The sequence below is a fragment of the Glaciimonas sp. CA11.2 genome (assembly GCF_034314045.1).
In the GTDB taxonomy this organism is placed as follows: Bacteria; Pseudomonadota; Gammaproteobacteria; order Burkholderiales; family Burkholderiaceae_D; genus Glaciimonas.
Genome location: NZ_JAVIWL010000001.1, coordinates 1,654,031 through 1,680,131 on the forward strand (window position 1 = coordinate 1,654,031; position 26,101 = coordinate 1,680,131).

A 26,101-nucleotide genomic window follows, 5' to 3' on the forward strand; every position below is an offset into this window, starting at 1 on the left:
GAGCGTTCGGAATTGCGCGAAGAGGTTGTACTGCAAATATTGCTGTTATCGCCATCTTTGCCTCCACGTTTATAGCGAACGGGAGGCGAAGAACAAGACGCCGATAACATCTACGTTATTTTGCTGAACGCACTACTGCAGTGCTGATGCCGCTGTCAGACAGCTTACTACGCATACGGTTCATTGTTTCTAAGCTACTAAATGAACCGATACGTACGCGATACAGTGAACCATTATCGGATGGTCGTTCGCTGACTTTTGCCTCAAAACCCTGCAACGCTAATCTGGCACGTGCACTTTCTGCTTCAGCCTGCTCGCGAAAGGCGCCGATTTGCAGGTAATAAATCCAGTGATCGTCTGCGCTGTCAGTTTTGGCTGTGGCGATGTCAGAGGCCACTTTCTTGGTTTTATCCGCGGTCGATTTATCGATAATCGGTGCTTTGGCGGCTTCGTGCTGCTTTTCCTGAATCTTTTGGCCGATCAGATCAGGTGCTGCTGGCGCAACGACGACCGGACTAACGGGCCGATCAGGAACTACTACAGGCGCAACTGCGGTAGCAGGTGTTGAGGCCTGACCACGGTTACCGTAGAGCGGCTTGTTAGGATCAGACAATTGCTCAGGCGCGGTGATGATGTCGGACGGCTTTTCGACCTTTGGTGCTTTATTGGTAAAAGGTGTTGGGGTTTTGGTAATCATGATTGCTACGACCACCGCAATCGCCAAACCGACAATCAGGCCCAGAATCACACCAACGAACGTTCCGCCAGCTTGCTTTTTTTTGCGTTTGTCTATTTTGCTCATACTTCCACTTCCCTCATTACATTCAACTCATTGCCCATTACGTATACGATATATACGATATACATGGTTTGAAGCGTTAGTCGATCCAACTCCACGCCTGTCTTAACCCGACAATTTAGCGCAACCAAACCAGACTAACACCGAATGACGTCTTCAATTCTTGCAGCGATCTCGATGACAACGATCTCGATTATGCAACGACTTCGACCGGATCGCGCAACATGCGGTTAGGTGCCGAAATACCAATCAATGCCATACCATTGCGCAGCACCTGGCGCGTGGCCACCATCAGCGCCAGACGCGCCAACTTCAGCGCTTCGTCGTCGACCAGCACACGTTCAGCATTGTAATAGCTATGCAGTTCACCGGCCAGATCCCGCAAATAGAATGCAACCTGATGCGGGCCGAGTTCTTCCAATGCGTGTTCCAGCATATCGGGATAGGCGGCCAGTTTAGCCATCAATGAGGCTTCGCGCGGTGCGGTCAGCAGACTCAGATCAACACCGCTGAGGGTCGACTCGTCGCCGTCCCATTGGGCCAGCACTGAGCAAATCCGCGCATGCGCCATTTGTACGTAATACACCGGATTTTCATCTGATTGGGATAGCGCCAGATCGACATCGAATACAAATTCGGTGTCGGCCTTACGTGAAATCAGGAAGAAACGCACGGCATCACGGCCACGCGTCAAGTCGCGGGAACCGTCTTCCGCTACCGCATCGCCAGAAGACCATTCGATCAAATCGCGCACGGTGACGTAAGAACCGGCACGTTTGGAAATTTTTACTTCCTCGCCATTTTTCATGACGGTGACCATCTTGTGCAGAACGTAATCCGGATAGCCTTGCGGAATGCCCGCGTCGACCGCTTGCAATCCGGCCCGTACCCGTGCAATGGTACCGTGGTGATCGCTGCCCTGAACGTTGATGACTTTACCAAAACCACGTTGCCATTTGACAATATGATAGGCGACGTCCGGCACAAAATAGGTGTACGTGCCGTCGGATTTTTTCATCACGCGGTCTTTGTCATCGCCGTAGTCGGTGGTGCGCAACCATAGTGCGCCATCGAGTTCGTAGGTTTTACCTGCGGCGATCAGTGTTTCAACGGCGTGGTTGACCTTGCCATCTTTGTACAACGACGACTCAAGATAATAGTTATCAAACTTGACGCCGAACGCTTGTAAATCCAGATCCTGCTCACGACGCAAATAGGTGACGGAAAACTTACGAATTGACTCAACATCGTCCAGATCGCCGCTGGCGGTAACCGGTTCGCCGTCGCTGGCTTCTACGGTCTTTTTGGCTAGAAAATCACGGGCGATATCGGCAATATAATCGCCGTTATATGCGGATTCAGGCCAATCGGTATCGCCCGGTTTATTGCCTTTGGCACGCGCCTGAACGGAGGTTGCCAGTGTTGCAATCTGAACACCGGCGTCATTGTAATAAAACTCACGGGTGACATCGTAGCCCTGCGTTTGAAACAGGGACGACATTGCGTCGCCCAGCGCGCCTTGACGACCATGACCGACGTGCAATGGTCCGGTAGGATTGGCGGAGACGAATTCGACCAATACTTTCTTGCCCTCGCCAACAGTGCTCTTCCCGAATGCCGCACCTTGTTGCAATACCACTTTGACCACTTCTTGCTTGGCTGCGGCGGTCAGACGCAAGTTGATAAACCCCGGCCCGGCAATGTCAGCGCCCGCAATCACGTTAACGTGTGAAGGATTCGCCATTACGGCAGCAACCAATGATTGCGCCAATTCACGCGGATTTTTTTTCAGTGCCTTCGCCAATTGCATGGCAATGTTGCAAGCAATGTCGCCATGCGCAGGGTCACGCGGACGTTCCAGCGTGATGGTTGGGTGTACATCTGTACCAACGATAATTGGCTGCAACGCAGCGTTAAAAAGGTCAATAATGTGTTGTTTTTGTTGCGCAAGCATGGAATTTCCGTTCAGTGGATCGGCAAACCGACCGAAATGATGTGGATTGTCGTTACGAATTAATTTGCGTTAATTCAGCATCTAAGACGACCGATTATACCGGCTTAGCGACCGACTTCCGCTCCGCTGCAATCGAGTACGTCATCAAACAAACACGTTTAAGCCAAACACTGCACTATCTGCACGCATTAAAAACTGCTGATAAGATACTTCGCATCCAGGAAACTCTGGCGATCAGCGGGGTATTTTGCGATGATGCGCCTTTGCAAATTCAAAGTTGACGCAGGGTTGACCTATGTTTGACTCAGGCAATTGCATTGCGTTGCATCCGTTGATCTGATGTCATTTTCGCACCACCACTAACAGGAGTACTTATGTCCGAATCAAACCCACGCGTTACCGAACACACTATTGATCCACAATTTATCAATCGCTGGTCGCCCCGCGCATACACTAACGATGAGATGACAGAACAAGAACTGTTGACCATTCTGGAAGCGGCACGCTGGGCGCCATCGTCCTACAATTCGCAGCCATGGCGCTTTGTATTTGCACGTCGCGGCACGCCACATTGGGACAAACTGCTCGGATTGCTGAACGATTTCAACCGTAGTTGGGCTGAAAAGTCTTCTGCGTTGATGGTCGTCTTGTCGAAAACCACGATGACTGCACCAGGATCAACCGAAGAAAAACCATCGCCAACCCACTCGTTTGACGCAGGTTCAGCTTGGGGCTATCTGGCGCTACAAGCCAGTCTTTCAGGCTGGCATGCGCATGGCATGGCCGGCTTTGATAAGGAAAAAACCCGCAGCGAACTGGCGATACCTGAAAATATTGCCATTGAAGCGGTGATTGCCATCGGCAAGATCGGCGACAAAGCAATGCTTCCAGCCGGATTGCAAGAAAAAGAAGCGCCAAGTCCGCGCCTGCCGCTTTCAGCTTTAGTGTCGGAAGGCACGTTTAAAGCGTAAAAGTCGGAGGATAGTAAGCGCAAACTTCAAAGGCGGCAGAGACGCACAAAATCAACTCTGCCGCCGATTCACCATGACGATACCTGTCAGCACCAATACTGCTCCGATTGCGAACGGTAAGCCCACCGGATCGTTAAGTATCAACACCCCAAAACCGACGCCAACGAGCGGCGTTAAGAACGAAAACACGGACAATCGGGACGCCAGATAACGGCGCAACATCCAGAACCATGTCAAAAAACTCGCAAAAGCGATCACAACCGTCTGAAACAATAAACTCATCCACGTCACTTCCGTCATTGGTCCGATAGACGCTTGTCCCGTAGCAAAAGCAAAACCCAATAGCATCACGGTTGCCACACCTAGTTGATACAGCAATGTTTTGCTCGGCTTAGCTGTAGATAAACAGCTTTTTTTGATCACGATAATGGTGGCTGCCCAAAACGCCGCCGCTGCCAAACCAAGCGCATCGCCAAGCACACTTACAGGCGTGGCCTCACCATCAAAAAAACCTGCCGCCAACGCCACCACGATTCCTAAAAATGCAGTCAGCACACCGCACCATTGGAGCAACCCCAACCGTTCGCCCGGAACCAGCCAATGCAGCGCCAGTACGGTGAAAATGGGGGCGCTATACAGAAAAACCGACATATGCGATGCGGTGGTGTAATTGAGGCCAATCGAGACACACAGAAACTCTCCGCCAAACAATGCACCAGCCACCAAGCCCGGCCAAAAAGTGCCGTCACGTAGCGAAAATCCGTCACCTCGCCATAGCATGAACAAGCAGACCAGCAATGCCGCACCGCCCGAGCGCAAAGCGATCTGCAAGGTGGATGGCATCACTGGCAGCGCCAGTTTGACCGCCACTTGCTGGAAGCCCCAGCAAATGCACAGCAAGAGCATCAGGCCAATGGCAAGGCCATCCAGGGGTTTATGGTGCGTCGACATGGTTCTACTTCCTACATTTAAATGAGATTTAACCGCGCATGGCCATTTTCATGGCGAATGGTAACGGCCACCGATTCTACGCCACGCCATTTAATTGCACTTGTTACATTCCGGCATGGAACATCGCGATTTTCACATTCCTGACACAAACGGTAGGTAAGCTGCCAAAAATGCAGCGACTGACAAGCTGTTTTGTGCAATGAGCACCATTAATAGCAATAGCCGGAGTTGACCATCAATAGCATCACGTACGCGACAAAAAAACGAAAGATATTGTTATTAAGCGTTTCTGCCGGTGCGGGACACATGCGCGCGGCGGAGGCGTTAAAAGCCTGCGCGGCAGCATATCCCGGCACCGAGATTGTGCATTGGGATGCGATGGACTATGTTTCTGCCGGTTTCCGCGCTATCTACACAGATTTTTATCTTCATCTGGTAAATCGTCATCCAGCGGTGTGGGGTTACGTCTATCAAAAAAGCGACAGCGCACATCCCGACGCGACGATGCAAAAACTGCGAAGGATGATGGAACGCGTAAGCACTCGAAAATTGCGCGCAGCCGTCAACCTGTACGCGCCCGACGCGATTATTTGCACGCATTTTTTACCCGCTGAAATGCTCTCCAGAGAAATCAGCAGCCAGCGGCTCGCTTGTCCGGTATGGGTGCAGGTCACCGACTTTGATCTGCACAGTATGTGGCTGCAACCCCAGATGCAAGGCTATTTTGCGGCTAGCGAAGAGGTCGCCTTCCGCATGCGCGCCAAAGGTATTCCTGCCACTTCAGTGTATGTAACCGGCATTCCGGTGATGCCAGCGTTCTCGCAAACCCTGAAGCGAGTGGCGTGCGCGGCAGCCTTGGGGTTAGATGCACAACGCCCGATTATCCTCTTAATGTCCGGCGGTGCAGGGATTGGCGATCTGGATAAAACAGTACAAAGTTTGCTGAACATGAAGGATAACGGATTTGAGTGCGATTTTCAGCTGGTAGCGTTGGCCGGTAAAAATCTGGAGTTACAAAATAATTTGCAGCACATCGTGGCCCAACATCCGCATCGCCTGAAGGCACTCGGATTTTCTGATCAGGTGGAAAAGTTAATGGCTTGTGCCGATCTGGTGATCACCAAACCCGGCGGCCTGACCACTTCTGAGTGCCTGGCGATGGGCGTTCCGATGATCATCCATTCGCCGATACCGGGGCAAGAAGAACGCAATGCCGATTATTTGTTAGAGCAAGGCGCGGCACTAAAGGCAGTAGATCTGACCGCGCTCAATTATCGACTACAACTTTTGTTGCAAAACCCACATTTGCTTGCAGAGCTGCGCGAACGGTGCCTTGCCCTGGGCCGTCCGCGTGCTGGGCGAGAAGTTTTAAATGTTGTTTTTAACCATCTTGATGGATTGCGCGAGACTTTAACACCGCCCGCGATCCCGCCACTCGTTCAACGCTCCTATTTCCAGGTTCACTGACTTATGCAATTGACACAGTTTCGCCGTGTGATCGGCATGCTTGTATGGACCGCATTGTTAGCTTATTTTTTCGCCAACGTAGAAATTCAGATTGAAGGTGGCGCGGGATGGGCCGCCAATCTGCCGACCTGGCGCATAGAGCATCACTGGCTACTCGATATTTTCTGGGGAGGTCGCGCCATGACCGGCTACCACGCGTGGGTATTTCCGTTCATCGCCTTGGTGTTCCACTATCCAATCTGGTTCAACGGACGTTGGGACTGGAGGGCCGAAGGACGCATTCTGGCCTCGATCATGTTGTTCTGGATCGCAGAAGACTGGCTATGGTTTCTGGTGAACCCGGCATTTGGTCTGAGCCGCTTCAACCCGATTGACGTGCCGTGGCACAAACATTGGTTGGGGCCAGTGCCGATTGATTATTGGGTCTTTTCTTCGGTGGGGTTGGTATTGCTATGGTTGGCGGAACGTAAAAGCACCAAAAAACACAATAGAACCGGCTTGAACCAAGCCGCCCTATTTGAGCAACATCGATAATGCATTACCGAGTTTTAATGCGCCGTTGGTGCCGTGCGTCGCCAGAAACGCTTAAACCTCTCGATGATTCTGGACCACCGTTTTCAACATGGTTTGAAACAAATTCTCTATGAAATCAGGATCGACACCGGAATCAGCGGCTAACTTGCGCACTTTTACAATCTGTAAACGCTCCCGATCTGGATCTCTTGCTTCAAGACCGGTTTCTTTTTTTAACACCCCGACTTGCGCTGTCAGTCCAAAGCGCTGACCAAGCAGCGCGACCAACTGTGCATCGACAATATCGATTTGATCGCGTAACTGTAATAACTGCGGATTAATGACGGTATCTGACATGGAACCTCTCATATTTTTGGTGCAAAGTTGCGTCTTCATTTGTGGCCAAACAAGGCCACGCTGCAAAAATCAGACAACTTAGTTTAGCTTATCGCTGTCCACTAATTCTCGGATTATGCGGATTGTGTCGATATCTGCCTGTAAATAGGCGCTCCGACGAAACTCATCGACCATTTCCTCTTCTGCGCTGATAGCGGTCCCGCTCGATTCATCGGTATACGAAAAACGTACAAACAGTGCGTCCTGTTGAGGTTGCTCGATAGTCATGGTCAGACTTGATCCCAACAATTCCTCTTGCGGTGGGACCTGATAACGCACTTGCAATTGCGGTAAATACGTCACAATATCGCGGATGATGATTTTGCCGTAACGCAACTCTCGCGAGAGCGAATCGATCGATTTTTCCAGGATTTGGCATGCGTCCAGATGCGGAACGAATAACATCGGCTGTTCAGCGCGCAGGACTAGCCCGCGCCAAAGTTGTTCAGAGGTCAACGGCTTAATCAATGGATTAAGCGGATCATTAATTTCGATTAAATGCGCAAATTTCATAAAGACTCAATAGAAGTAACTGCCTGATGGCGATAACCGAATTCTCCCATACTATGCCCGCGCCCAGCAAAAGCGTAAAAGTAAGACAAAAAAATCAGCGCGTGTCTGCGCAACAGTTCGCGTCACCTTAGCGGCATTGATGGTCCAGACTGTTAAAATAGTCTGCTTTGCTTCTTTCTGGTTGCCGCATGTCGTCTACTCCCAATTTTGGTCTCAATGCCCCACAACGGGAAGCCGTCAAATACATGGACGGCCCATGCCTGGTGTTAGCGGGCGCTGGCTCGGGAAAGACGCGCGTCATCACCCAAAAAATCGCGCATCTGATCGAAGATTGCGGCTATGAACCACGCCATATTGCGGCGCTGACTTTTACCAACAAAGCCGCGACCGAGATGCAGGAGCGGATTGCCAAGTTGTTAAAAGAACCAAAGCAAGCCAAACACATCACCGTGAGTACATTCCACTCGCTAGGTGTGAAGATTTTGCGGCAAGAAGCGCGTGAGTTAGGGCTAAAAGACCGATTTTCGATCATGGATAGCGACGATTGCTTTTCAATTGTGCAAGATTTAGCGATCACCACAGACAAACAATTAATTCGCCGGATTCAGACCGCCATGTCTTTATGGAAAAACGGTTTGATTGATCCAGAGCAGGCGCTCAATCAAGCCGTCACAGAAGATGAAGCACAGGCAGCGCGTATTTATCTGAGCTATGTGGCAACACTGAAGGCTTATCAAGCTGTCGATTTTGACGATTTGATTCGATTCCCGGTCGAGTTATTTCGCACTAACGAAGTTGTACGTGACAAATGGCAGCGCCGTTTGCGTTATTTGCTGGTGGACGAATATCAGGACACCAACACGTGCCAGTACGAATTGGTGAAATTGTTGGTCACCGGCGTCGGCAAAAAACCGATGTTCACAGCGGTGGGCGATGACGATCAGGCAATCTATGCATGGCGCGGCGCGACCATTGAAAATCTGAAAACGTTGCAAGTCGACTTCCCTGATCTAAAAGTGATCAAGCTGGAACAAAATTACCGCTCTTCGACCAGAATTTTGCAAGCTGCCAACGCTGTCATTGGCAACAATCCGAAAATGTTTGAAAAATCGCTCTGGTCCGATCACGGTCTCGGTGATCCGATCAAAGTCATGGGGATGGAAGATGATGAGAAGGAAGCTGAGCAGATCGCCATCATGCTATCGGCGCATCGCTTTGAGCGCCGCGCCAAGTTTGCCGATTATGCGATTCTGTATCGCGGCAATCATCAAGCCCGCATTTTTGAAAAAGCCCTGCGGCGCGAGCGAATCCCTTATGTGATGTCGGGCGGTCAGAGTTTTTTTGACAAGGCCGAGATCAAAGACATCATTAGTTATTTACGCCTGATCGCCAATGAAGACGACGATCCCGCGTTTATCCGCGCCATCACAACGCCAAAACGTGGGGTTGGTCAGGCCACTCTGGAAATATTGGGAACGGTCGCCGGACAATGGCAATGCTCGTTGTTTGAGGCGGTTTTTAAAGGCGGTATTGACGCCAAACTCTCCGACCGGCAGCTCTACCCGCTACGTCAGTTCGGCAACTTTATCAATCAACTTGAGTCTCGGGCCAGCCGCATCGGCCCCGCTGGCAGCGGCGAAAATGCGGCGGCGATACTCGACGATATGATGAAGGAAATCAATTACGAGGGTTATCTGTACGATAGCTTCGATGATCGTCAGGCCCAAAGCAAATGGCAAAACGTTCTCGACTTTACAAACTGGCTCAAGGAAAAGGGGACGGGTGGTAAGGACGGCACCGGCGAAGAGAAGAATTTGCTGGAACTGACCCAAATGGTGGCGCTGATGTCGATGCTGGATGGCCGTGACGAGGAGCCTGACGCGGTGCGGATGTCGACTTTGCATGCGTCTAAGGGACTGGAATATCCGCATGTATTCCTGATCGGCGTGGAGGAAGGCATATTGCCGCATAAGGGCGATCCTGACGCACCGATTGAGGTCATCGCCGCGCGGATCGAAGAGGAACGTCGCCTGATGTATGTGGGTATCACCCGTGCGCAGCGCAGTCTACACGTCAGTTGGTGCAAAAAACGCAAGCGTGCCGGGGAAAGCGTGCATTGCGACATGTCGCGTTTTATTAAAGAAATGAAGCTGGACGAAGGCGATGCGGTCCCGACCGAAGACGAAGTCATTACGCCGCAAAACCGGTTGGCGAATTTGAAAGCATTATTGCAAAAGCCGCGCGTAGCATGAGATGATAGGTTCAGCCTGGCAACAACCGCTATCGAGAATCTATTGGTGACGACAGACACTGAAGATGCCCGTAAGCCGAGTAAATTTAGCAAACCATTGTCACCAAGATAACCAAGCAACATTTCAGGAAATAAGAGAAATCACTATGAGCCTCGACAACCTCAAAGAATCATTGCAAAAACTGCACGCAACGCTAGAAAGCGGCGCACCTGTCGATCCTGAAACTAAAGCGCTACTGCAAACATTGGACGCAGATATACAAAGGATATTGGCTAACAATACGAACGCGACACCGGATGTATCGACAGAGGAAGCTAGTAGCGACCTGGTCAACCAGGCACAAAAAATCTCAGCACGTTTGGCTGTCCGTCATCCACATCTGGAACCGGTATTCCGCGAGATCGCCGATATGCTCACAAAAATGGGCATTTAAATAACCTGGCAAACGGACGCATTAATTGCAGCATTTTTGCTGACGGTGTTGCTGCCATTGCGCCTGTATTTTTCCCCTCTTCCCTCATCCGCGCTGCCTACTTTGTAGCCAGTGTTACATGCAAAAGGGGAGTTACCAAACAAGACGCTTAGCGTGCTAAACGTCGATACGATGATATAGCGGCCGATTGAAGCGCCGCACGTATTTGCCATCATTTTCCTTGCGCCACCCTGCAGCGACAACAATGGGCAAACCCACCTTTGCGCCCTTTGTTGTTTTGCAGATTGGCGCATCACTTTTTTAACGGATTAAACAGATTATTATGTGGTTTAAAAATCTACAAATTTATCGTATTCCCGCGCCTTGGGCGATCTCATCCGATCAACTGGAAGCGTTTCTGTCGAAGCAGGCATTTGCTGAGTGCAGCAGTTTAGAAATGCAAAGTCAGGGTTGGATTTCACCACGCGACAACGGAATGTTGGTACACGTCGTCAATCGCCAGTTGATCCTTGCGCTCGGAACAGAAAAAAAACTTCTGCCAGCCACAGTCATCAACCAGGTCACCAAGGCACGTGCGGCAGAGATTGAAGAGCAACAAGGTTTTGCGCCTGGACGCAAACAACTGAAAGACCTAAAAGAACAGGTAACCGACGAACTGCTGCCGCGTGCATTTAGTATCCGTCGCACGACTTGGGTCTGGATTGATCCAGTCAATGGTTGGCTGGTAGTTGACGCATCGAGCCCGGCTAAAGCCGAAGAAGTGTTGAAGCTTTTGCTTGGTTCCGTCGATAAATTGCAGGTTTCAGGCTTGCGCACCGTCCATTCACCGCTCACCTCCATGACCGACTGGTTGGTCGCAGATGAAGCCCCAAGCGGCTTTACGGTCGATCAGGATACTGAATTGCGCGCTAACGGTGAAGGCAAGGCCACCGTGCGTTACGTGCGTCACACGCTGGAAGCTGAAGACGTAAGGCGTCATATCGCAGCGGGCAAACAATGTACCCGCCTAGCGATGACGTGGGCCGACCGAATTTCTTTCGTGTTGACCGAAGGGCTGGCTGTCAAGCGCATAGCGCCCCTTGACGTGATAAAAGAAGAAAACGACGTTTCCAGCATAAACGATGACGAACGCTTCGACTCAGATCTGACCCTGATGACCGGCGAGTTAAATAAACTTCTCAGTGACTTGGTGTTTTCTTTAGGCGGGGAACCGACTGCGTAAGCATCGGTGACGTCTAATGAGCAACTGACCAACAGCAGGAAAAGCCCATAAAACTAGGCAGCAGCGGCATCGATAGACCCCATATCGTCGATGCCGTAACCATTCTCCTGCAGGTCGCCGCTGGCGACAACACGGTTACGGCCTGCCGATTTAGCGGCATACATAGCGGTGTCAGCGCGCTGAAAAGCCGATGCAATGGTTTCCTCTGGGCGGAAGTCAGTCACGCCGATAGAGGCTGTGACGGCAATCCCCACACCAAATTGGTGCCAGTTAAATATCGCCGTCTGGTCACAAATGCGTTCTAGCGCTACTAATCCATCGGATAAGGTTGTGCCGGTCAGAACCAATACAAACTCGTCCCCGCCATAGCGAGCGAAATGATCGCTATGACGCATCTCATGGCGTACGATTTGCACGAAAGCTTTTAGAACTTCATCGCCAACGGGATGACCAAAACGGTCATTGACGGTTTTAAAACCATCCAGATCCAGTATGGCAATACAGAACGATGCGCCACCACGCTGAAAACGTTTTTGTTCCGAATCCAAAATTTCGCCAAGAGATCGCCGATTTTCGGTATTCGTCAATTCGTCACGTGTTGCTAACTCTTGCACACGCTGCATAGCTAATAACAAGGCACTGTTTTTTTTAGATAGACGCTTACCGAGACGCGTTAAATAATCAGCGATAAATACGCAGCGCCCTAGCGTCAGCGTAAAAGAGAGATAGACCAAAAACAGACTTTGCGAGGTACCCACAGGAAGACCTAGTCGGCTCCCTACCAGATAGAACGCAACCGCCAGTCCCAACGCTCCGATAATCCAGCTAAAGACGTAGCGTAAGGTAGAAAGAGTCGCAACACCAAAGACGTACACGGTAAAGAGGTTGATCAAAAACAGGTAACCAACTTCTGGCACCAAAATAACAAAACCGATTTGTCCAAAGGCGGCCACCATCAATTGTGCCAATGTCATGGTTGGATCTTTTAGCCTGCGGTTGTAGCCGCTCTTAATCAACAGGTAGAAGATGCCGTTAATCAACACAGCCATTGCGCCATACATCAAAATAAGAGGTGCAGCGAGCACATCAATGGCTGCAAAGGCAGAGAGCAACAGAGTATCCAGGACGTAGCTAAAGGTCACCCAGTAAAGCATACGGCAGGTGATTCTGTTAATTCGAATAAGTTGTTCGGGTTCCATTACCTGGCAATCGGTTACATACTTATGTTTGCTACGGTGAGTGCGATTTAAGCACAACTGCTATCAACGATTTATTACCGGCGAAGGCCTAAAGTGATAATAAAATAAGTATAGCAACCGACAATAGCGCGATGTTGCGATGCTGGCAAGCCAACTGAATGAAGTTTTGGGAATACATGAAAGATAGGTTTTCCCACATGAAACAACAGTGTTGAAACATGGAAATAATGTCTTGCTTGCACTATAAAAGTTGCCATAAAGCACTTCTATGCGCCCTAATGTTCGTTACACCGCGGGTAGCAATACGCGTCACAATAATAGTCACAATACGCCCGATCAAAACAAATTAATAGACGAAAAAAGACGCACTTAGGCGCGTCTTTTTTTTTGTTCTTGGGCGGACGAGAGCCTAACGACCAGGGCAGAGTCTTATAAACAAACGTTCTATTATTTTCAATGTCTAAATGTACTGTCGCTTGTACTGTCAAAAGTAAATCCTTAGCATTTACCGCCCTCCTGCCCCGGACACTTTATCGCCCTGGCAAGCAATTGCCACTACTTTGTACCAAAAAGATGCTTCACCACCTATCCTGCCCTCATCTATTTTCCGTCATTTAATGAATCACCCGGCGTTAAAAAGCCCGCCACGAAGGGAGAGCTTGGCTGATTAGTTAAATAACGCTAATTGACCTCGGCAAGACCGACAGTGCTGGCAGACATCTTCCATTTCCCAAAACGGAAGCGGATATATTGCCGAACACGGACAGATTTTGGATATTGACATGCAGCCATGGCAAATACCTCCTATAAGTTCGCTTGACCTTAATCGGCGGCCGATAGCCTACTATTCCGATGCTGTTGAAAGCAAAAACATGCAAGAGAAAATTGGGGGGCCGCCTCAATTTCCTTTTACTTAAACGCCAAAAGAATGTCCGTTCTTTAGGCGTTTTTCAATTCGCCACGCTTTTGTAACTGCTCACGTCGGCAAAGCGCGGCTCGATGTGAAACGCTAAATCAACTTGAATTTCCCATAGAGTTAACAGACTTTTTTCCTCAATGAGCGAGAGTGGCTTTAGAGGTAATCGGCAGTCAACGGGTGGGTACTTTAGGCATTTATGACAGTATGTATTTTGACAGTAGATTAGATACTGTCATAAAATCTGGCTGTCAATGGTCAACGATGGGCGCAACAGGCGACAAAAAACCCCTAAGTCTTTGAGCTCTTAGGGGTTTGTCGGCAAACTTGGCTAACGTTTGACATATAGTTGGCGGAGCGGACGGGACTCGAACCCGCGACCCCCGGCGTGACAGGCCGGTATTCTAACCAACTGAACTACCACTCCTTGTTTTTACTGCATCTTACCTAACGACTATTCGGCTAAGTGGTGGGTGCTGAGAGGCTCGAACTCCCGACCTACGCCTTGTAAGGGCGCCGCTCTACCAACTGAGCTAAGCACCCAAATGCTTATTCAGCCGAACTTCCGTGGCGTTTGTCACAACCCCAGAGAGGCCGAATTATACATGAGTTTTTTTATTCGTCTAGGGTTTCATGAAAAATTCTTAAAAGAACTTTAAACCGATCATGGCCGGCCGCATTAAACCTAGTCATCTGACGGGCTAGAGCGCTGAATTCCACTTAATTTCAATCCTAAAATCGAAAGAAACTATCACCCATCCAGACCAATGCAGCGGATACTCATTGCGCGACTAAATCACACCGTCACCTCGCACAAAGCAGCCACAACGGGAAAAATCTCAAATAACCAATCAGGTTAGTTGGAATACCCGGTATCCCGCCACGGTGACGCATAACGCTATTTGGTTGGTTATACTGTACGTTACCGCCCATTTATACTTCAGGATTGACTATCTCTACTTTATTTCGCCGTATCCTTCATGCCATACTTTTTGAAATAGGCGCACTCGTTATTCTGGTCCCGTTGATGTCATACGGACTTGGACTAGAACTGTTTCACTTCGGCGCGCTGGCATTGATCCTGGCACTTTGCGCAATGGCTTGCAATATGCTCTACAACCATGGATTTGAATGGTTTGAGACACGTTATGGCTGGGTCAGAACCATTGCCGTCAGAGTGGGTCATACACTTGGCTTTGAACTCTGCTTCATGGCTGTGGCCTTACCCATTACCGCCTGGTGGATGAGTATCAGCGTGGTTCAGGCATTTATGCTGGATCTGGTGTTTTCGGTATTTTTTATGGTGTATGCCTTTTGCTTTAACTGGCTCTACGACATCGCGCGTCGTCGCCTGAAGATGCGAACTGAGTAAATCATTGCCACCCGTTGGCGCTAACAAATTGCTAACAAAGTGCTGACAAAGTGCTAATATTTAGGTGTGATCTTTTGTTCGAATAGTTCGATCCCGAGGTGACCTATGAAACGCAAGGCGTCGACTGTTACCATGTGCCTCATGGCACTTATCTCGATAAGCCTCGCCGGTTGCGTCAGTGGACTAATAGATCGACTTAGCAATAACTCGCCGACTATCCCGGCGAATGCTGCCACACCCACGAATACAACGACGATAGATGGTTATAAACGCAATCTTGCCCAACGTATTGTTGCGGTCAACTCCACCAAAGTGTATATCGGTCGGCCGCAAGCGTTGTTGAGGGCGGTAATCGTATTGAAGTTTTATATCGATGCTGATGGCCAGTTATTACGCACGCAAATTATGCGCACTAACAAAGACCGTGCCGCCGAAGCGGTCGCCATGCTCTCGGTAAAAAACGCAGCACCTTTTCCGAAGCCTGATAGGGACTTATTACGCAAGGGCGAGATAGAAATTTCCGAAAGCTGGCTATTTAACACTGATGGCCGCTTTCAATTGCGCTCCATAGCCGATGCGCAAATGGACGAATAAATACAAATGCAATCAAAATAGGCGACGTTAAGACTTTATCTGACGTAACGAGGGGACACAATGGTGGTGGCTTGCGTCTCCTCTGCATCTCGCCTACCATCAGACCTTATAGCAAAACTTCCTAAGCGTATTCGCAGAATGATGTCGGTACGTTTTGTCTTAGCAAGTTCATTCGCTTATTTAAAGAGAAATCATCATGGAAGTTAAACCACCAATAACCCTCTCTAGTTTCGATATGGAGCGGATTGAGCAATTGCTGGAATCGCAGACCTATCGCAATGTTGCGGCAGTGGAGTTGTTAAATGAGACACTGCGCCGCGCACGAGTAGTCAACCCTGAAGATATTCCGGCAGACGTCGTCACGATGAATTCTGCTGTGCGTTTTATAGACGATAAGACCCAAACAGAACACGTCTTAACATTAGTGTATCCGCACCAGGCAAAATCGCTCGACGCCGTGTCTATTCTGGCACCAGTTGGCGGTGCCTTACTCGGCTTATCAGTCGGTCAATCGATTGCCTGGCAGGGTCCGGTCGGACGTGAATGTCAGTTGCGTGTATTAGAAGTCACTTATCAGCCGGAAGCCAACGGCGAATTTCACCTTTAACATTGTTTTTGAGTATTATTGGCACGTCCATTATCATTATGGCTGCGTGTTTTTCGACGCCAAAAACGTTTCTATCTCATCAATTTCTTACCTCACAATTGTAATAGGCCATCATGTCAACCGCAGATTATCAGCGCCCATCCAAGCTTTACCGGTATTCCGAACGACAGTGGCTCGAACGGGCTTTGACGCTCGGAGAATTCCGTCTGCGTCCTCCTGTGGAAAGTTTGCAAATAAATCATTTGCATAATCCATCCCGCGCCTCGCCGCAACTGCTCACTCTCAGCTTGAGTTGCGCCGCGGATGATGCGCTATATAACGAGTTTGCCAATAGCGACTGTTGTCTGGTGATCAATGATCCCGAAGAATTTGGAGAACGCATCCATCGCGCAGCGCAACGCCTGTTGCCGAGTTGGACCGGCATCGACGGTGCGATTTCTTACGGCAAACCTAATCCATTGGGCGCTGCCTTCACAAAAAATCAGGGGAACGCCATACAAAAGGAATGGCTATTTGCCTGGCGGCCGACCCAACCAACGATGTCGCTGCGCCCTATCATCATACAAATTGGGAATATTGAAACCATTGCTGAACTAAGATCCAAAACAAATTAGTAACCACTTACTTACCGGCGGCACTTGATTCATACGATCCCTGCGCTTCAGTGATGATTAAAAACGAAGGTCACATAACTTGATTAATATCGCCGGTGGCAAAGCCATGGAGGGTGCGTCATCCCCGCTCATGTCGTCATGAATTTTCGCTTGATCACATACGTGAGTACAAAAACGGGAATTTCTGGATTATTGTTGATGAACTTTGGCATATCAGATTTTGATTAACATTCCATCTGAACGCATTTTATTGCCTCGCATTCAATTTTCCAGCGGCATTAAAATAATTACTCGAATGGAATATCAATTAATTCGATGTTGCTAAATATATATTGCAACCAATTGCCTTCGTGTCACTCCAATCTGGCATTAGAAGTGATTTAAAAAACAAGAACATTAACCGCGATAGGCAGATTTTCAGGATGCTATTCGTTATACTAGTATTTTATTGGCAAGGAGCCAACGATGTATAAATCGAGCTTTAAGACCACACGCGGCGATATCAGATCATTGGTAAAAGACGCGCAGGACCTGTTTCATGAGGCAGCAGCCAGCACTGGCGATAAAGCGGAGGTGCTACGCAATAAGGGACTGGAACTGCTCGATACAGCGGTAGCAAAAGCCCAGGATGTACAGACCGCAGCCCTCGAAACCGGCAAAGAAATTGCGGCCTCCACAGACGACTATGTCCATGAAAACCCTTGGGGTGCGGTCGTGGTATCGGCTACCATTGGCCTGCTCCTTGGGCTTATTATTTCCCGTAAATAACCGCAACTTAACCATCAGGCGAGCATGGACAACGCAACATCCAAGCATTCCAATACCAAACAATCAGCGCCCCATCAACCAGGGCTCATGTCTGGTATGGTTGGCATCGCCAAAAACATGTTCGCGCTAATTATCAGCCGGATTGAACTTGCCGCACTGGAGTTCACCGAAATTGGCTCGCATATCGTCAAATTGCTCCTGGTTTTCTCTCTGGGCATCCTGGCGTTATTGTTTGCGTTGGCATTTTGGAGCGGCCTTGTCGTAGTGCTTGCTTGGGACGCATTGGGCTGGAAAATACTTCTGATTTTGGCCGCGCTATTTAGTATCGTCGCCATCGCCATGGGCCTCTACGTGCGCACCATTTTGCGCCAGGGCCGTATCGGCCTACCGCAAACCATGCACGAACTTCGGCAGGATCGGGATGCGCTACTTTGACGCTATACTCTCACAAGAAGGTCAGATATGAATTCTGAATCTCACGCCGATAGAAAGCGCTCTTTAGCGCAACGCAAACTGCAATTGTTACGAGAAGGCGGCGCATACCGTGACGAAATTTTGCGCTGTCGGGATGGCGTCAGATTAAATATGTCGGGCGGGGCGCTAAGCAAAGGTCTGTTAGGTCGGATTGCCGGAACGGCTTACGCAATGATGACAAAACAACCAAGCCTTTTCTCCCTCTCTCGTTTGCAATCATTGGCGCCGATATTGGTGACCGGTGTATCCATCTTATCAAAGCGTCCGATCCGTAAATCCCTATTTGTGGGCGGCATCCTGATCGCAGCCGCAAGCACCGCTGCTTACTTGAGTAATCGCGATAAAAAAGTAGCCGATAACGAATAGTCGGAAACTCAGCAAGACTATGCTGATGTATCATTTAGGAAACATCGCTTAATTAATGAGGGAAAAATGAATAAATTCAAGCTCGGCGCAGCAGCATTAGCAGTCACCCTGGCGACTGCAGGATGCGCAAACATGTCAGATACGGAGCGCGGCACGGCAACCGGCGCAGGTGTTGGTGCAGGTATCGGCGCACTACTCGGTGCCGTAACCGGCCCGGGCGGCGGTGGGCGCGCACTCGGCGGAGCAGCCATCGGCGGTGCTATCGGCGCGGTTGCTGGCAATATCTGGTCAAACAAGATGGAAAAGCAGAAACAGGCAATGCAACAAGCCACCCAAGGTACCGGCGTGCAAGTCAGCCAGACTGCGGATAACCGCTTGAAACTGGCAATACCTAGTGATGTTTCGTTCGCGACCGGCCGTGCCGATATCACGCCTAACTTCCGACCTATTCTGGAACGATTTGCGACGACGTTGGCCGACAATACTGCCACCACGGTCACCATCATCGGCCATACCGACAATACCGGCAGTGATGCAATCAATGATCCTCTGTCGTTACAACGTGCAGCAAGTACGCGCAACTATTTGACAGCACGCGGTATCTCACCAAATCGTTTTGGCATCGAAGGCCGAGGCTCGCATGAGCCAGTAGCGTCCAACGACACCAGCTTCAATCGCGCACAAAATCGCCGCGTTGAAATTTACGTCGCAGAACCACAACAAACTCAGCAACGCTAGTAGCTGAGTTAAAAGTAACCGGTGAATACGATTAAAGCCGGTTGCGATTGCCCAACAAAAAGCCGACTCAATGAGTCGGCTTTTTAATGCGTTCGTAATTTAACTCACTGCACGTGAGTTAAATTTTACTTTGCAGAAGCAGAAGCAGCAACCGGAGCAGCAACAGCGCTCGCGGAAGCCGAGCCAGACGCAGCCGCGGCAGCAGGCGCTGGAACAACTGGGTCTTTAAACTTTCCACCCGATGCATTCACCATGAAGACTACTGCGCGGGCGACTTCAACATCATCAAGATCAGGGTTACCACCTTTGGCTGGCATCGCACGCAAACCGTTAATCGCATAACCAATCACTTTGTCCTCGCCATCCGCAAGGCGCGGTCCCCATGCACTTACATCGCCAAATTTAGGCGCGCCAGCGGCACCGCTACCATGGCAAGCGACGCAAGTCGACTTGTACACTTCTTCACCAGTCAAAAATATCCGTGGTGCATTAACGTCTTTAAAAGTAAAACCTTCATCCGCGACTGGCTTCAATCGGGTTGCTATCGCTTCCGGAGTCTGTCCCTCAGATCCAGCCCCCGTTTTTTGCGCATTGGTGACGAACTCCACCAATAGCACGATACAAATAATAGGGACTAAAAAGCCTGCCAGAATAGCGATAATCAACTGTTTTGGCGTCTTGATTGCAGATTGTTCTTCGTTGTGTGCGTCGCTCATGTTTCCCTCAGTACAATTTTCAAAAACCGGTGGGCAAATACAGACGCGCGTAAAAAAAGACAGAACAACGCACGGTCTCTCGCCAAACCCTTGATTATAGTCGTAATAATCACAATTTGGGACGATAAAGCAACGTAATTCATGGACGAACACACCGAAAAACGGTATCCTTCGTACCTCTCATATGCGGCTGTAGCTCAGTGGATAGAGTATTGGCCTCCGAAGCCAAGGGTCGCTGGTTCGATTCCAGCCAGCCGCACCAATGAAAAGTATAAATATCAAAGAGTTACGCGCTTGGTGCCCGTGGCTCTTTTTTGTTTTCTACGGCCGACATCGCTTCGTGTAACCGCTGCGTAACCCCTCTCGATAAATACGAATGCAATGGCTTGATATCTATACAGCGTTTAATTTAATTAACGAAATTTTAAGTGCAGTATTTTATGCAAGACCGTTTCTCATCACGAATTTCGGAATGCCAAGTCGGGCAAATTAAGGCAACATAACGGGATGAACCGGGAATCTAAGGTGGACTGACGTGGCATCCCTATTCACCGCCTAAAAAGGTACAGCAAGCTGATGCCAGGTTCTTAAAAGTATCCTCGGCGTCACTGCCAGAGGAACAATTTTCACCCTGCCATCCATAGCCTGAATAACTAAACCGCGCTTGCCATTAGGTTGGGTTACGATTACCGGCGACGATATTGAAGCTGGCACGCGAATCGACATCTGATGCGGTGGCAAGGTTGGAAATGGCGCTTTTGACGGCGTGCTACCGGTCGTGAAATCTATTAACATAAGCTCTGAAGAAGGCGCATTATCCAAACCGGTATGGACGCCGGGTGTCATTGTCATAATAACCAACATGCCATTCAGTATTTGTAATTTTCCAACCACGCGCTCACCCCGATCCGGGAGTTCAACATACCATCCGCGCTGATTACGCCAGTTAATAGCATTTTTGCTGATCGTCCGACCGCCCTCAATACGGGAGAGCGTTTGTTGCTGCAACTGATAGGCGCCATCAATGGTCGTCACGCCATCAGGCTTCTCCCATAAGGCATAAACTGCCTGAACCTGGGTATCCGCAGGATCGCTTATCTCGAATAACTTCCCGGTCCCAAACATAATCATGCGTCCACCATTGGGATGACGTGCCATCACCGGCTGTTGAACAATCGGCTGAGGCTTTCCCTGGCGATCATGCGCGACATACAATGGCCGACGTTGATAACCGACAGTCCACGCATGCGGATCGGTGCTTTCCAAATCGAATTTCCACACATTGCCGCGTAAATCACCGGCATAGGCGGCGATAACTTCTCTGTGAGCGTTAAAGAGCAGGGCTGGCGTTGACAACCCGTTTGGTGCGGTTTTCCCCCCGTGTTCGGTATGAATTTTTTTTATCAGCGAGCCATCGGCGACATTCACCAGATAGAGCGTCGCTTTATTATTTTTGCTGTCGTAGCCGTTTCCGTATAAAGCCGCCCACTGCCCGTTACGTAACCGCACGACTGCGGCCTCACCAAACACATGCCCCATATCGTTATCGATCACACCGCCGCGCAATGTATCTGATCGCTCCCACATCACGCTCTTAGCACTCAAAGCATCGGGCGAGCTAACGTCGAGCGCAAAAACGCTTTTAGCACCCGCGCCAGTTGAGCCAAGGACGATTGTTTTCCACATCGGAGTTGATGCGCTTCCTCGTTGTAGATAAGCGTCGCCTTCCGTCAACTTGCCATCGACAAAATAGTGATGTTTGTGTTTATAATTTGGATCGCTGAGTAAGTGCAAATGTGGAAACACTGCATGGGGAATATACGCAAATCGCTCCGCACCGGTTGTGGCCTCGAATGCGTGCAACATACCGTCATTTGCACCGACATACAACATCGCCGTGCGCGCACTTTTTGCCCTTTCGTAATCCTGATAGATGCTTCCGCCGCCGTGAATATCCGCCAAAGCCGTATAACCCAAATGCGTGTTCTTAACATAAATCGGCAGCGAATTAACGATATCGCCTAACCTGCTTTTACGACTCCTGAAATGACCGATCTGATGCGACGCTTCTAAGGCTGGATCGCCCCGCACATAGGCCAACATTTCGATCGATCCTATCGTCGTTTTTTGTTGTTCCGTTAATCCGGACCATTGAAAGTCAGTAGCGCTGTTAGTCTCTGGATTCCAAGTCGCGATATTGCGCACTTTCCAGCCAGGAATGTGTTTCTCTGCATCCCATAAACGTGCTCCAACGCTACCATCGGCCTTGGCGTGATAGGCTTTTAACTGACCACTCCAATCATCGGCAGTAAAACTTGCGCGATACACAATCGATGCGTTATCGAGCAATGGATTGTTATAAATCAGACCAGAAGATCCTGCGGAAGTAAAAAATGGTAACTGAGATATACGACCGAAAGCAGGAGTAAAAATCGTGAGTCCGATCAATACAATCCCTGCTCTATAGATTATTTTTCTCAACATATTTTTTCCGCTCATGGCATTCTCCAGGTTCCAAATCTATAGTGATCACAGTCGTAAATAACTTTGCAACAATACCGTCACATTAGTGGTGACGCCGACACCACGTGCAGTAATGCGATAAGCCTTTAGGGGATCGGCAGGATTCAAGCCAAATTCGTAGTCACCGGTAAGCGCCATTTTTTCAATCATGCAACGGGGCGGCTTGACGAGGCCAACACTACTAACAATATGAGACGGAAGGCCGATAGAAATTACGTCACTACGCCAGTTTTCCGACAACTCCCAATGGTTTTTCCCTTGACTAATGCCGTCGGCAATAGGACCTTGCGGTAACTGAGGTGGAAACACCGCATGCGATATCGACAGTTCTTGGGCTAATTTTTCGCAATAGCGGAGCATTTGTTCCGCGGCTTCAAAAGCAAGTTGCTGACTCCGCAAATTTCCAGCCATTTTCTCTTCCAGAGTGACGTTACGAATTGCAGCAACACCAATAATCGTCATCACCAAAAGAAAAATCAGCGTTACCGGTAGTGCAATACCACGTGACTGGATGATCAGTTTTTTTATCGTCCAGATTACTGGCACGTTTGCTTTCATCATCAATGCACTATTCACTTTCACGGAACGAATATCGTCGTAAAACAGCGCACATCTTGATCGGTTGCAGCATTCAATGCAGCGGTTCGGCATTGTGTTTTATTGAGCACGCTTTCGCTGTCATTTGCCTCGCTTTCCGTACGGTTGCCTGGCTCTCTGAAATACACGCTAACGGCGAAACCCTTGGCCACGGAACCAGATATTTCACCCCAACCGCCAGCCATAGCATTCGCAAGCGCCGTGCGCCATTCGTAAATATCAAGAGCCGCAATTTCCGCATGCGTACAAGAAGAGGAAATAGCGCAGCCAGGCGCTTGCGGCACATCGCCGTTAGCGGGTGGATAGTTTTGTAAAGCCGGACTGTAATAACCTGCACGCGCACCCTGGATATTGGCGCGCACACGCTCAGCGAGATTGTGGCTATACGTGGCGGCTATCGCACGGTAATGGGCAACTTTTTGATATCGCAGCGCGGCCATTTGTAAGCCAGCCAGACCCATTAAAGAGAAGGCGGTAATCACGATAGCGATCAACACTTCAATAAGACCAGCGCCACCCGGATGATGTAATTTCACTGCGGCCAACAACTAGCCAAAGCCTTTCCGCTCAATGCTCCCACGCAGCATATGAGCGGCTTGGCAACACCCAAAGTCTGACAAAAAAACATCAACCCAGCGCAAATAACCATTATTTAATCTCATAGAATCAATGGCTGGAAATTATAGTCATCACGGACTGACTCAACAATAGGGAAAATACCTAAATCGTGCGAGTGAGGGCGGTATATATACTCACTTTGGATACACAATACAGCCTTGTAAACTGAAACCAAAGTGAAAAGCATTATTAGACTCTCTCAAAAAATTAATTTGCACTAAAGGTAACGCATCGAACCATTTTTCGGGCGAACTTTCTCTCATCAACTTTGTGGTCTCGCATATGACAGGTTTATGCGCTAAACCATCCAGGCGCTAACAATTTATCGCCGACATTTATGCGATATCCACAACGTATTATTTTGAAAATATAACCTCTTTTTTTACACGAATTAATAGCTTCACTCATTCCTTATCTGGAGATCGATGCATGAAAAAAATTAAAATATTTCCGCTGATTTTTACCGTTTTATTACTGTCCGTTTTGGGAGGATGTGCTACCGAAAGTTCGACGGCTGTTCCTGTTCAACAGGTAGAAACTGCTGGCAAACCGTATGTTGGTCAGCGCACCCAAATTGCGGTCGGAAAATTTGATAACCGTTCTAGTTATATGCGCGGCATTTTTTCTGATGGTGTTGATCGTCTTGGTGGTCAGGCAAAGACCATTTTGATCACGCATCTTCAGCAAACTAACCGATTTAATGTCCTTGATCGCGATAATCTGCAAGAAATTCAGCAGGAAGCAGCGATCAAAAAACAAGCTCAACACCTCAAAGGCGCAGATTTTGTCATTACTGGCGATGTCACCGAATTTGGGCGGAAAGAAGTCGGCGACCAACAGCTTTTTGGCATTCTTGGACGTGGAAAGATTCAAACAGCTTATGCCAAGGTCAACCTGAATATTGTCAACATTAAGACCTCCGAAGTCGTATTTTCTACGCAAGGGGCGGGAGAATACAATCTTTCCAACCGTGAAATCATCGGCTTTGGCGGCACTGCTAGCTACGACTCAACGTTAAACGGAAAAGTACTCGATTTAGCGATGCGCGAAGCGATCAATAAACTCGTCTCAGCCATCGATTCTGGCACATGGCAACCGACATTAAAAAATAACTAGAGCCTGATTAAAAACATGAAAAAATTATTTAGTAAACGATCAGTTTTGCCGATTGTGTTCTTGGGCTGCGTCTTGCTAAGTGGATGCAACACCGCACCAAAGACGCTTTATCAGTGGGAAGGCTACCAGCCCCAAGTATACGAGCACTTTAAAGGCGAACAGGGCGCAGAACAACAAATCAGCATTCTAGAACAAGATCTGCAGAAAATTCGCGCGACAGACGGCATGACTCCACCCGGCTATCACGCGCATCTGGGTATGTTGTATGCAGAGATCGGAAAAAACGATCAGATGGCGCAGGAATTTGAGACAGAAAAAACACTGTTTCCTGAGTCTGCAACCTACATAGATTTTCTATTAAAAAATTCAAAAAAATAAGGAAATACCTATGTTAAAAAAGATCCGAAATGGATTTGTATGTTTGTCGGTAATGCTTTTGGCTACCGGGTGTGTTGCACCCGTCAAGCAAATTGATCTGACTGCATTCAAGCAAAGTCGTCCCAAAACAATTTTGGTATTGCCACCTCTGAATGACTCGCCGGATGTAAAAGCGACATACAGCATGCTGTCGCAATTAACTTATCCGTTAAGTGAGGCTGGTTACTACGTACTGCCCGTGGCTTTGGTAGATGAAACGCTTAAGCAAAATGGCCTGACAAGCGCCAGAGATATGCATGATATTGCACCTGCCAAGCTCCAAAAAATCTTTGGTGCAGATGCGGCCTTGTATGTAAATGTAAAAAAGTACGGCGCAATTTATACCGTGCTTAACAGTGCTGTGGTCGTAACGGCCGAAGCGAGGCTAGTCGACTTAAGAACTGGGGATGTCTTATGGAATGGTTCAGCGACGGCATCAAGTAATGAAGAAGGTAACAACGCCAGTGGTGGATTGATCGGTATGTTAGTGACTGCAGCTATCACGCAGATTGCCAATAACATTACAGATAAAGGTTTCTCGGTGGCTGGTGTCACCAGTCAACGATTGCTCTCCACCAACAAGCCTAATGGTTTATTGTATGGTCCGCACTCACCTAAATACGGAACTGATTGATCTAACGAAAAAAGGGGCATGCCCCTTTTTTTTCCACCATGCGTCTAGTTTTAGGTAATCCTTGATCTGTCAGCGCTGTAGGCATCCTAAGTCTTAGCCGCTACTTTTTTTTACGCGTCCACAATGAGGTTTGTGTTGAGCCCATTCATAATGGCGCTGGTGGGGTTGACATTTACGCAGCCGTCAACGCGATGCCGGGGTCAGTCGAAATTGTTGGGTGCTTGCGATACCGTTTCCATCAAGACTTTGTATTGTTCTTGGTTGATGGGGTAGTTGTGCATCCGATAAATTTTGGCTAATGTACCCACTGTGATCACTTCTATTTCCCCTGCTTATTTAACAAGCAGGGCATTTAATCACA

27 protein-coding genes and 3 tRNA genes are annotated in these 26,101 nt (G+C 49.0%); 18 read left to right on the forward strand and 12 right to left on the reverse strand.

What is annotated here, in order from left to right:
- Nucleotides 1–115: 115 nt before the first annotated feature.
- Nucleotides 116–802: an SPOR domain-containing protein gene (locus RGU75_RS07075; RefSeq protein WP_322234360.1), complete on the reverse strand. Its 687-nt coding sequence runs from the start codon at nucleotides 800–802 to the stop codon at nucleotides 116–118.
- A gap of 190 nt (nucleotides 803–992) precedes the next feature.
- Nucleotides 993–2,753, reverse strand: a complete 1,761-nt coding sequence (argS, locus tag RGU75_RS07080) for an arginine--tRNA ligase (protein WP_322234362.1) — start codon at nucleotides 2,751–2,753, stop codon at nucleotides 993–995.
- A 374-nt stretch (nucleotides 2,754–3,127) separates the two neighbouring features.
- Here argS and RGU75_RS07085 point away from each other — a divergent pair, with 374 nt between their 5' ends.
- The gene (locus tag RGU75_RS07085; protein ID WP_322234365.1) at nucleotides 3,128–3,724 is read left to right on the forward strand and encodes a nitroreductase family protein; all 597 of its coding nucleotides are present in this window, start codon (nucleotides 3,128–3,130) and stop codon (nucleotides 3,722–3,724) included.
- 51 nt (nucleotides 3,725–3,775) lie between these two features.
- On the opposite strand, the gene RGU75_RS07090 is transcribed toward RGU75_RS07085, so the two are convergent.
- A complete protein-coding gene (locus RGU75_RS07090; RefSeq protein WP_322234368.1) occupies nucleotides 3,776–4,675 on the reverse strand; it encodes a DMT family transporter in 900 nt (299 codons plus the stop codon).
- Between the two features lie 306 nt (nucleotides 4,676–4,981).
- Here RGU75_RS07090 and RGU75_RS07095 point away from each other — a divergent pair, with 306 nt between their 5' ends.
- Both RGU75_RS07095 and RGU75_RS07100 read left to right on the forward strand, forming a co-directional pair.
- A complete protein-coding gene (locus tag RGU75_RS07095; RefSeq protein ID WP_416186853.1) occupies nucleotides 4,982–6,142 on the forward strand; it encodes an MGDG synthase family glycosyltransferase in 1,161 nt (386 codons plus the stop codon).
- A 3-nt stretch (nucleotides 6,143–6,145) separates the two neighbouring features.
- Complete coding sequence (locus RGU75_RS07100; protein WP_322234372.1) at nucleotides 6,146–6,676, forward strand: hypothetical protein; 531 nt, start codon at nucleotides 6,146–6,148, stop codon at nucleotides 6,674–6,676.
- 51 nt (nucleotides 6,677–6,727) lie between these two features.
- Here RGU75_RS07100 and RGU75_RS07105 read toward each other — a convergent pair whose 3' ends face one another.
- Nucleotides 6,728–7,012 carry a chorismate mutase gene (locus RGU75_RS07105; protein WP_322234375.1) on the reverse strand — a complete coding sequence of 95 codons (285 nt, stop codon included), beginning with the start codon at nucleotides 7,010–7,012 and terminating at the stop codon, nucleotides 6,728–6,730.
- A 78-nt stretch (nucleotides 7,013–7,090) separates the two neighbouring features.
- Nucleotides 7,091–7,564, reverse strand: coding sequence for an SRPBCC family protein (locus tag RGU75_RS07110; protein ID WP_322234378.1), 474 nt, complete (start codon nucleotides 7,562–7,564; stop codon nucleotides 7,091–7,093).
- A 188-nt stretch (nucleotides 7,565–7,752) separates the two neighbouring features.
- Here RGU75_RS07110 and RGU75_RS07115 point away from each other — a divergent pair, with 188 nt between their 5' ends.
- The 3 genes from RGU75_RS07115 (at nucleotide 7,753) to RGU75_RS07125 (ending at nucleotide 11,471) form a co-directional block, all read left to right on the forward strand.
- The gene (locus RGU75_RS07115) at nucleotides 7,753–9,816 is read left to right on the forward strand and encodes a UvrD-helicase domain-containing protein (RefSeq protein WP_322234382.1); all 2,064 of its coding nucleotides are present in this window, start codon (nucleotides 7,753–7,755) and stop codon (nucleotides 9,814–9,816) included.
- 145 nt (nucleotides 9,817–9,961) lie between these two features.
- A complete protein-coding gene (locus tag RGU75_RS07120) occupies nucleotides 9,962–10,249 on the forward strand; it encodes a DUF4404 family protein (RefSeq protein WP_322234384.1) in 288 nt (95 codons plus the stop codon).
- Between the two features lie 322 nt (nucleotides 10,250–10,571).
- Nucleotides 10,572–11,471 carry a recombination-associated protein RdgC gene (locus RGU75_RS07125; protein WP_322234386.1) on the forward strand — a complete coding sequence of 300 codons (900 nt, stop codon included), beginning with the start codon at nucleotides 10,572–10,574 and terminating at the stop codon, nucleotides 11,469–11,471.
- Nucleotides 11,472–11,524: 53 nt separating this feature from the next.
- On the opposite strand, the gene RGU75_RS07130 is transcribed toward RGU75_RS07125, so the two are convergent.
- From RGU75_RS07130 to RGU75_RS07140, 3 genes are all read right to left on the reverse strand, one after another.
- Nucleotides 11,525–12,625, reverse strand: a complete 1,101-nt coding sequence (locus tag RGU75_RS07130; protein ID WP_322234390.1) for a diguanylate cyclase — start codon at nucleotides 12,623–12,625, stop codon at nucleotides 11,525–11,527.
- A 1,311-nt stretch (nucleotides 12,626–13,936) separates the two neighbouring features.
- Nucleotides 13,937–14,013: transfer RNA gene (locus tag RGU75_RS07135), tRNA-Asp, on the reverse strand.
- Nucleotides 14,014–14,053: 40 nt separating this feature from the next.
- Nucleotides 14,054–14,129: transfer RNA gene (locus RGU75_RS07140), tRNA-Val, on the reverse strand.
- 403 nt (nucleotides 14,130–14,532) lie between these two features.
- Here RGU75_RS07140 and RGU75_RS07145 point away from each other — a divergent pair.
- The 8 genes from RGU75_RS07145 to RGU75_RS07180 all read left to right on the forward strand — a co-directional run bounded on the left by RGU75_RS07145 (nucleotide 14,533) and on the right by RGU75_RS07180 (nucleotide 19,119).
- A complete protein-coding gene (locus tag RGU75_RS07145) occupies nucleotides 14,533–14,958 on the forward strand; it encodes a PACE efflux transporter (RefSeq protein ID WP_322234393.1) in 426 nt (141 codons plus the stop codon).
- A gap of 105 nt (nucleotides 14,959–15,063) precedes the next feature.
- Nucleotides 15,064–15,552, forward strand: a complete 489-nt coding sequence (locus RGU75_RS07150; protein WP_322234395.1) for a hypothetical protein — start codon at nucleotides 15,064–15,066, stop codon at nucleotides 15,550–15,552.
- Between the two features lie 196 nt (nucleotides 15,553–15,748).
- Nucleotides 15,749–16,159: a nucleoside diphosphate kinase regulator gene (rnk, locus tag RGU75_RS07155; RefSeq protein WP_322234398.1), complete on the forward strand. Its 411-nt coding sequence runs from the start codon at nucleotides 15,749–15,751 to the stop codon at nucleotides 16,157–16,159.
- A 113-nt stretch (nucleotides 16,160–16,272) separates the two neighbouring features.
- Entirely contained in the window at nucleotides 16,273–16,773 is a 501-nt protein-coding gene (locus tag RGU75_RS07160; RefSeq protein WP_322234401.1) for a hypothetical protein, read from the forward strand.
- A 465-nt stretch (nucleotides 16,774–17,238) separates the two neighbouring features.
- A complete protein-coding gene (locus RGU75_RS07165) occupies nucleotides 17,239–17,541 on the forward strand; it encodes a DUF883 family protein (protein WP_322234403.1) in 303 nt (100 codons plus the stop codon).
- Nucleotides 17,542–17,565: 24 nt separating this feature from the next.
- Nucleotides 17,566–17,976 carry a phage holin family protein gene (locus RGU75_RS07170; protein WP_322234406.1) on the forward strand — a complete coding sequence of 137 codons (411 nt, stop codon included), beginning with the start codon at nucleotides 17,566–17,568 and terminating at the stop codon, nucleotides 17,974–17,976.
- Nucleotides 17,977–18,003: 27 nt separating this feature from the next.
- Nucleotides 18,004–18,381, forward strand: coding sequence for a hypothetical protein (locus RGU75_RS07175; protein WP_322234409.1), 378 nt, complete (start codon nucleotides 18,004–18,006; stop codon nucleotides 18,379–18,381).
- A 66-nt stretch (nucleotides 18,382–18,447) separates the two neighbouring features.
- The gene (locus RGU75_RS07180) at nucleotides 18,448–19,119 is read left to right on the forward strand and encodes an OmpA family protein (RefSeq protein WP_322234412.1); all 672 of its coding nucleotides are present in this window, start codon (nucleotides 18,448–18,450) and stop codon (nucleotides 19,117–19,119) included.
- A gap of 125 nt (nucleotides 19,120–19,244) precedes the next feature.
- On the opposite strand, the gene RGU75_RS07185 is transcribed toward RGU75_RS07180, so the two are convergent.
- Complete coding sequence (locus RGU75_RS07185) at nucleotides 19,245–19,835, reverse strand: c-type cytochrome (RefSeq protein ID WP_322234415.1); 591 nt, start codon at nucleotides 19,833–19,835, stop codon at nucleotides 19,245–19,247.
- 186 nt (nucleotides 19,836–20,021) lie between these two features.
- Between RGU75_RS07185 and RGU75_RS07190 the strand changes: the two genes are divergently transcribed.
- Nucleotides 20,022–20,097, forward strand: a tRNA-Arg gene (locus tag RGU75_RS07190).
- A gap of 293 nt (nucleotides 20,098–20,390) precedes the next feature.
- On the opposite strand, the gene RGU75_RS07195 is transcribed toward RGU75_RS07190, so the two are convergent.
- Genes RGU75_RS07195 through pilV form a run of 3 tightly spaced genes read right to left on the reverse strand, consistent with a single transcriptional unit; the run spans nucleotide 20,391 to nucleotide 23,491 of the window.
- Nucleotides 20,391–22,334, reverse strand: coding sequence for a pilus assembly protein (locus RGU75_RS07195; protein ID WP_322234418.1), 1,944 nt, complete (start codon nucleotides 22,332–22,334; stop codon nucleotides 20,391–20,393).
- A gap of 30 nt (nucleotides 22,335–22,364) precedes the next feature.
- Nucleotides 22,365–22,940, reverse strand: coding sequence for a pilus assembly PilX family protein (locus RGU75_RS07200; RefSeq protein ID WP_322234420.1), 576 nt, complete (start codon nucleotides 22,938–22,940; stop codon nucleotides 22,365–22,367).
- Nucleotides 22,937–23,491, reverse strand: coding sequence for a type IV pilus modification protein PilV (pilV, locus tag RGU75_RS07205; RefSeq protein WP_322240311.1), 555 nt, complete (start codon nucleotides 23,489–23,491; stop codon nucleotides 22,937–22,939). Before pilV ends, RGU75_RS07200 begins: the two co-directional genes overlap by 4 nt.
- Nucleotides 23,492–24,002: 511 nt before the next feature.
- On the opposite strand from pilV, the gene RGU75_RS07210 reads away from it, so the two are divergent.
- Genes RGU75_RS07210 through RGU75_RS07220 form a run of 3 tightly spaced genes read left to right on the forward strand, consistent with a single transcriptional unit; the run spans nucleotide 24,003 to nucleotide 25,740 of the window.
- Nucleotides 24,003–24,689: a CsgG/HfaB family protein gene (locus RGU75_RS07210; protein WP_322234423.1), complete on the forward strand. Its 687-nt coding sequence runs from the start codon at nucleotides 24,003–24,005 to the stop codon at nucleotides 24,687–24,689.
- A gap of 15 nt (nucleotides 24,690–24,704) precedes the next feature.
- Nucleotides 24,705–25,067 (forward strand): DUF4810 domain-containing protein, encoded by a 363-nt coding sequence (locus tag RGU75_RS07215; protein ID WP_322234425.1) that lies wholly within the window; start codon nucleotides 24,705–24,707, stop codon nucleotides 25,065–25,067.
- 10 nt (nucleotides 25,068–25,077) lie between these two features.
- Nucleotides 25,078–25,740 (forward strand): DUF799 domain-containing protein, encoded by a 663-nt coding sequence (locus RGU75_RS07220; protein WP_416186793.1) that lies wholly within the window; start codon nucleotides 25,078–25,080, stop codon nucleotides 25,738–25,740.
- Nucleotides 25,741–26,101 lie beyond the last annotated feature (361 nt).

Coding starts and splice junctions, on each gene's coding strand:
- RGU75_RS07075 (WP_322234360.1), bottom strand. CDS start 802: ATGAGCAAAATAGACAAACGCAAAAAAAAGCAAGCTGGCGGAACGTTC.
- argS (WP_322234362.1), bottom strand. CDS start 2,753: ATGCTTGCGCAACAAAAACAACACATTATTGACCTTTTTAACGCTGCG.
- RGU75_RS07085 (WP_322234365.1), top strand. CDS start 3,128: ATGTCCGAATCAAACCCACGCGTTACCGAACACACTATTGATCCACAA.
- RGU75_RS07090 (WP_322234368.1), bottom strand. CDS start 4,675: ATGTCGACGCACCATAAACCCCTGGATGGCCTTGCCATTGGCCTGATG.
- RGU75_RS07095 (WP_416186853.1), top strand. CDS start 4,982: ATGCGCGCGGCGGAGGCGTTAAAAGCCTGCGCGGCAGCATATCCCGGC.
- RGU75_RS07100 (WP_322234372.1), top strand. CDS start 6,146: ATGCAATTGACACAGTTTCGCCGTGTGATCGGCATGCTTGTATGGACC.
- RGU75_RS07105 (WP_322234375.1), bottom strand. CDS start 7,012: ATGTCAGATACCGTCATTAATCCGCAGTTATTACAGTTACGCGATCAA.
- RGU75_RS07110 (WP_322234378.1), bottom strand. CDS start 7,564: ATGAAATTTGCGCATTTAATCGAAATTAATGATCCGCTTAATCCATTG.
- RGU75_RS07115 (WP_322234382.1), top strand. CDS start 7,753: ATGTCGTCTACTCCCAATTTTGGTCTCAATGCCCCACAACGGGAAGCC.
- RGU75_RS07120 (WP_322234384.1), top strand. CDS start 9,962: ATGAGCCTCGACAACCTCAAAGAATCATTGCAAAAACTGCACGCAACG.
- RGU75_RS07125 (WP_322234386.1), top strand. CDS start 10,572: ATGTGGTTTAAAAATCTACAAATTTATCGTATTCCCGCGCCTTGGGCG.
- RGU75_RS07130 (WP_322234390.1), bottom strand. CDS start 12,625: ATGCTTTACTGGGTGACCTTTAGCTACGTCCTGGATACTCTGTTGCTC.
- RGU75_RS07150 (WP_322234395.1), top strand. CDS start 15,064: ATGAAACGCAAGGCGTCGACTGTTACCATGTGCCTCATGGCACTTATC.
- rnk (WP_322234398.1), top strand. CDS start 15,749: ATGGAAGTTAAACCACCAATAACCCTCTCTAGTTTCGATATGGAGCGG.
- RGU75_RS07160 (WP_322234401.1), top strand. CDS start 16,273: ATGTCAACCGCAGATTATCAGCGCCCATCCAAGCTTTACCGGTATTCC.
- RGU75_RS07165 (WP_322234403.1), top strand. CDS start 17,239: ATGTATAAATCGAGCTTTAAGACCACACGCGGCGATATCAGATCATTG.
- RGU75_RS07170 (WP_322234406.1), top strand. CDS start 17,566: ATGGACAACGCAACATCCAAGCATTCCAATACCAAACAATCAGCGCCC.
- RGU75_RS07175 (WP_322234409.1), top strand. CDS start 18,004: ATGAATTCTGAATCTCACGCCGATAGAAAGCGCTCTTTAGCGCAACGC.
- RGU75_RS07180 (WP_322234412.1), top strand. CDS start 18,448: ATGAATAAATTCAAGCTCGGCGCAGCAGCATTAGCAGTCACCCTGGCG.
- RGU75_RS07185 (WP_322234415.1), bottom strand. CDS start 19,835: ATGAGCGACGCACACAACGAAGAACAATCTGCAATCAAGACGCCAAAA.
- RGU75_RS07195 (WP_322234418.1), bottom strand. CDS start 22,334: ATGAGCGGAAAAAATATGTTGAGAAAAATAATCTATAGAGCAGGGATT.
- RGU75_RS07210 (WP_322234423.1), top strand. CDS start 24,003: ATGAAAAAAATTAAAATATTTCCGCTGATTTTTACCGTTTTATTACTG.
- RGU75_RS07215 (WP_322234425.1), top strand. CDS start 24,705: ATGAAAAAATTATTTAGTAAACGATCAGTTTTGCCGATTGTGTTCTTG.
- RGU75_RS07220 (WP_416186793.1), top strand. CDS start 25,078: ATGTTAAAAAAGATCCGAAATGGATTTGTATGTTTGTCGGTAATGCTT.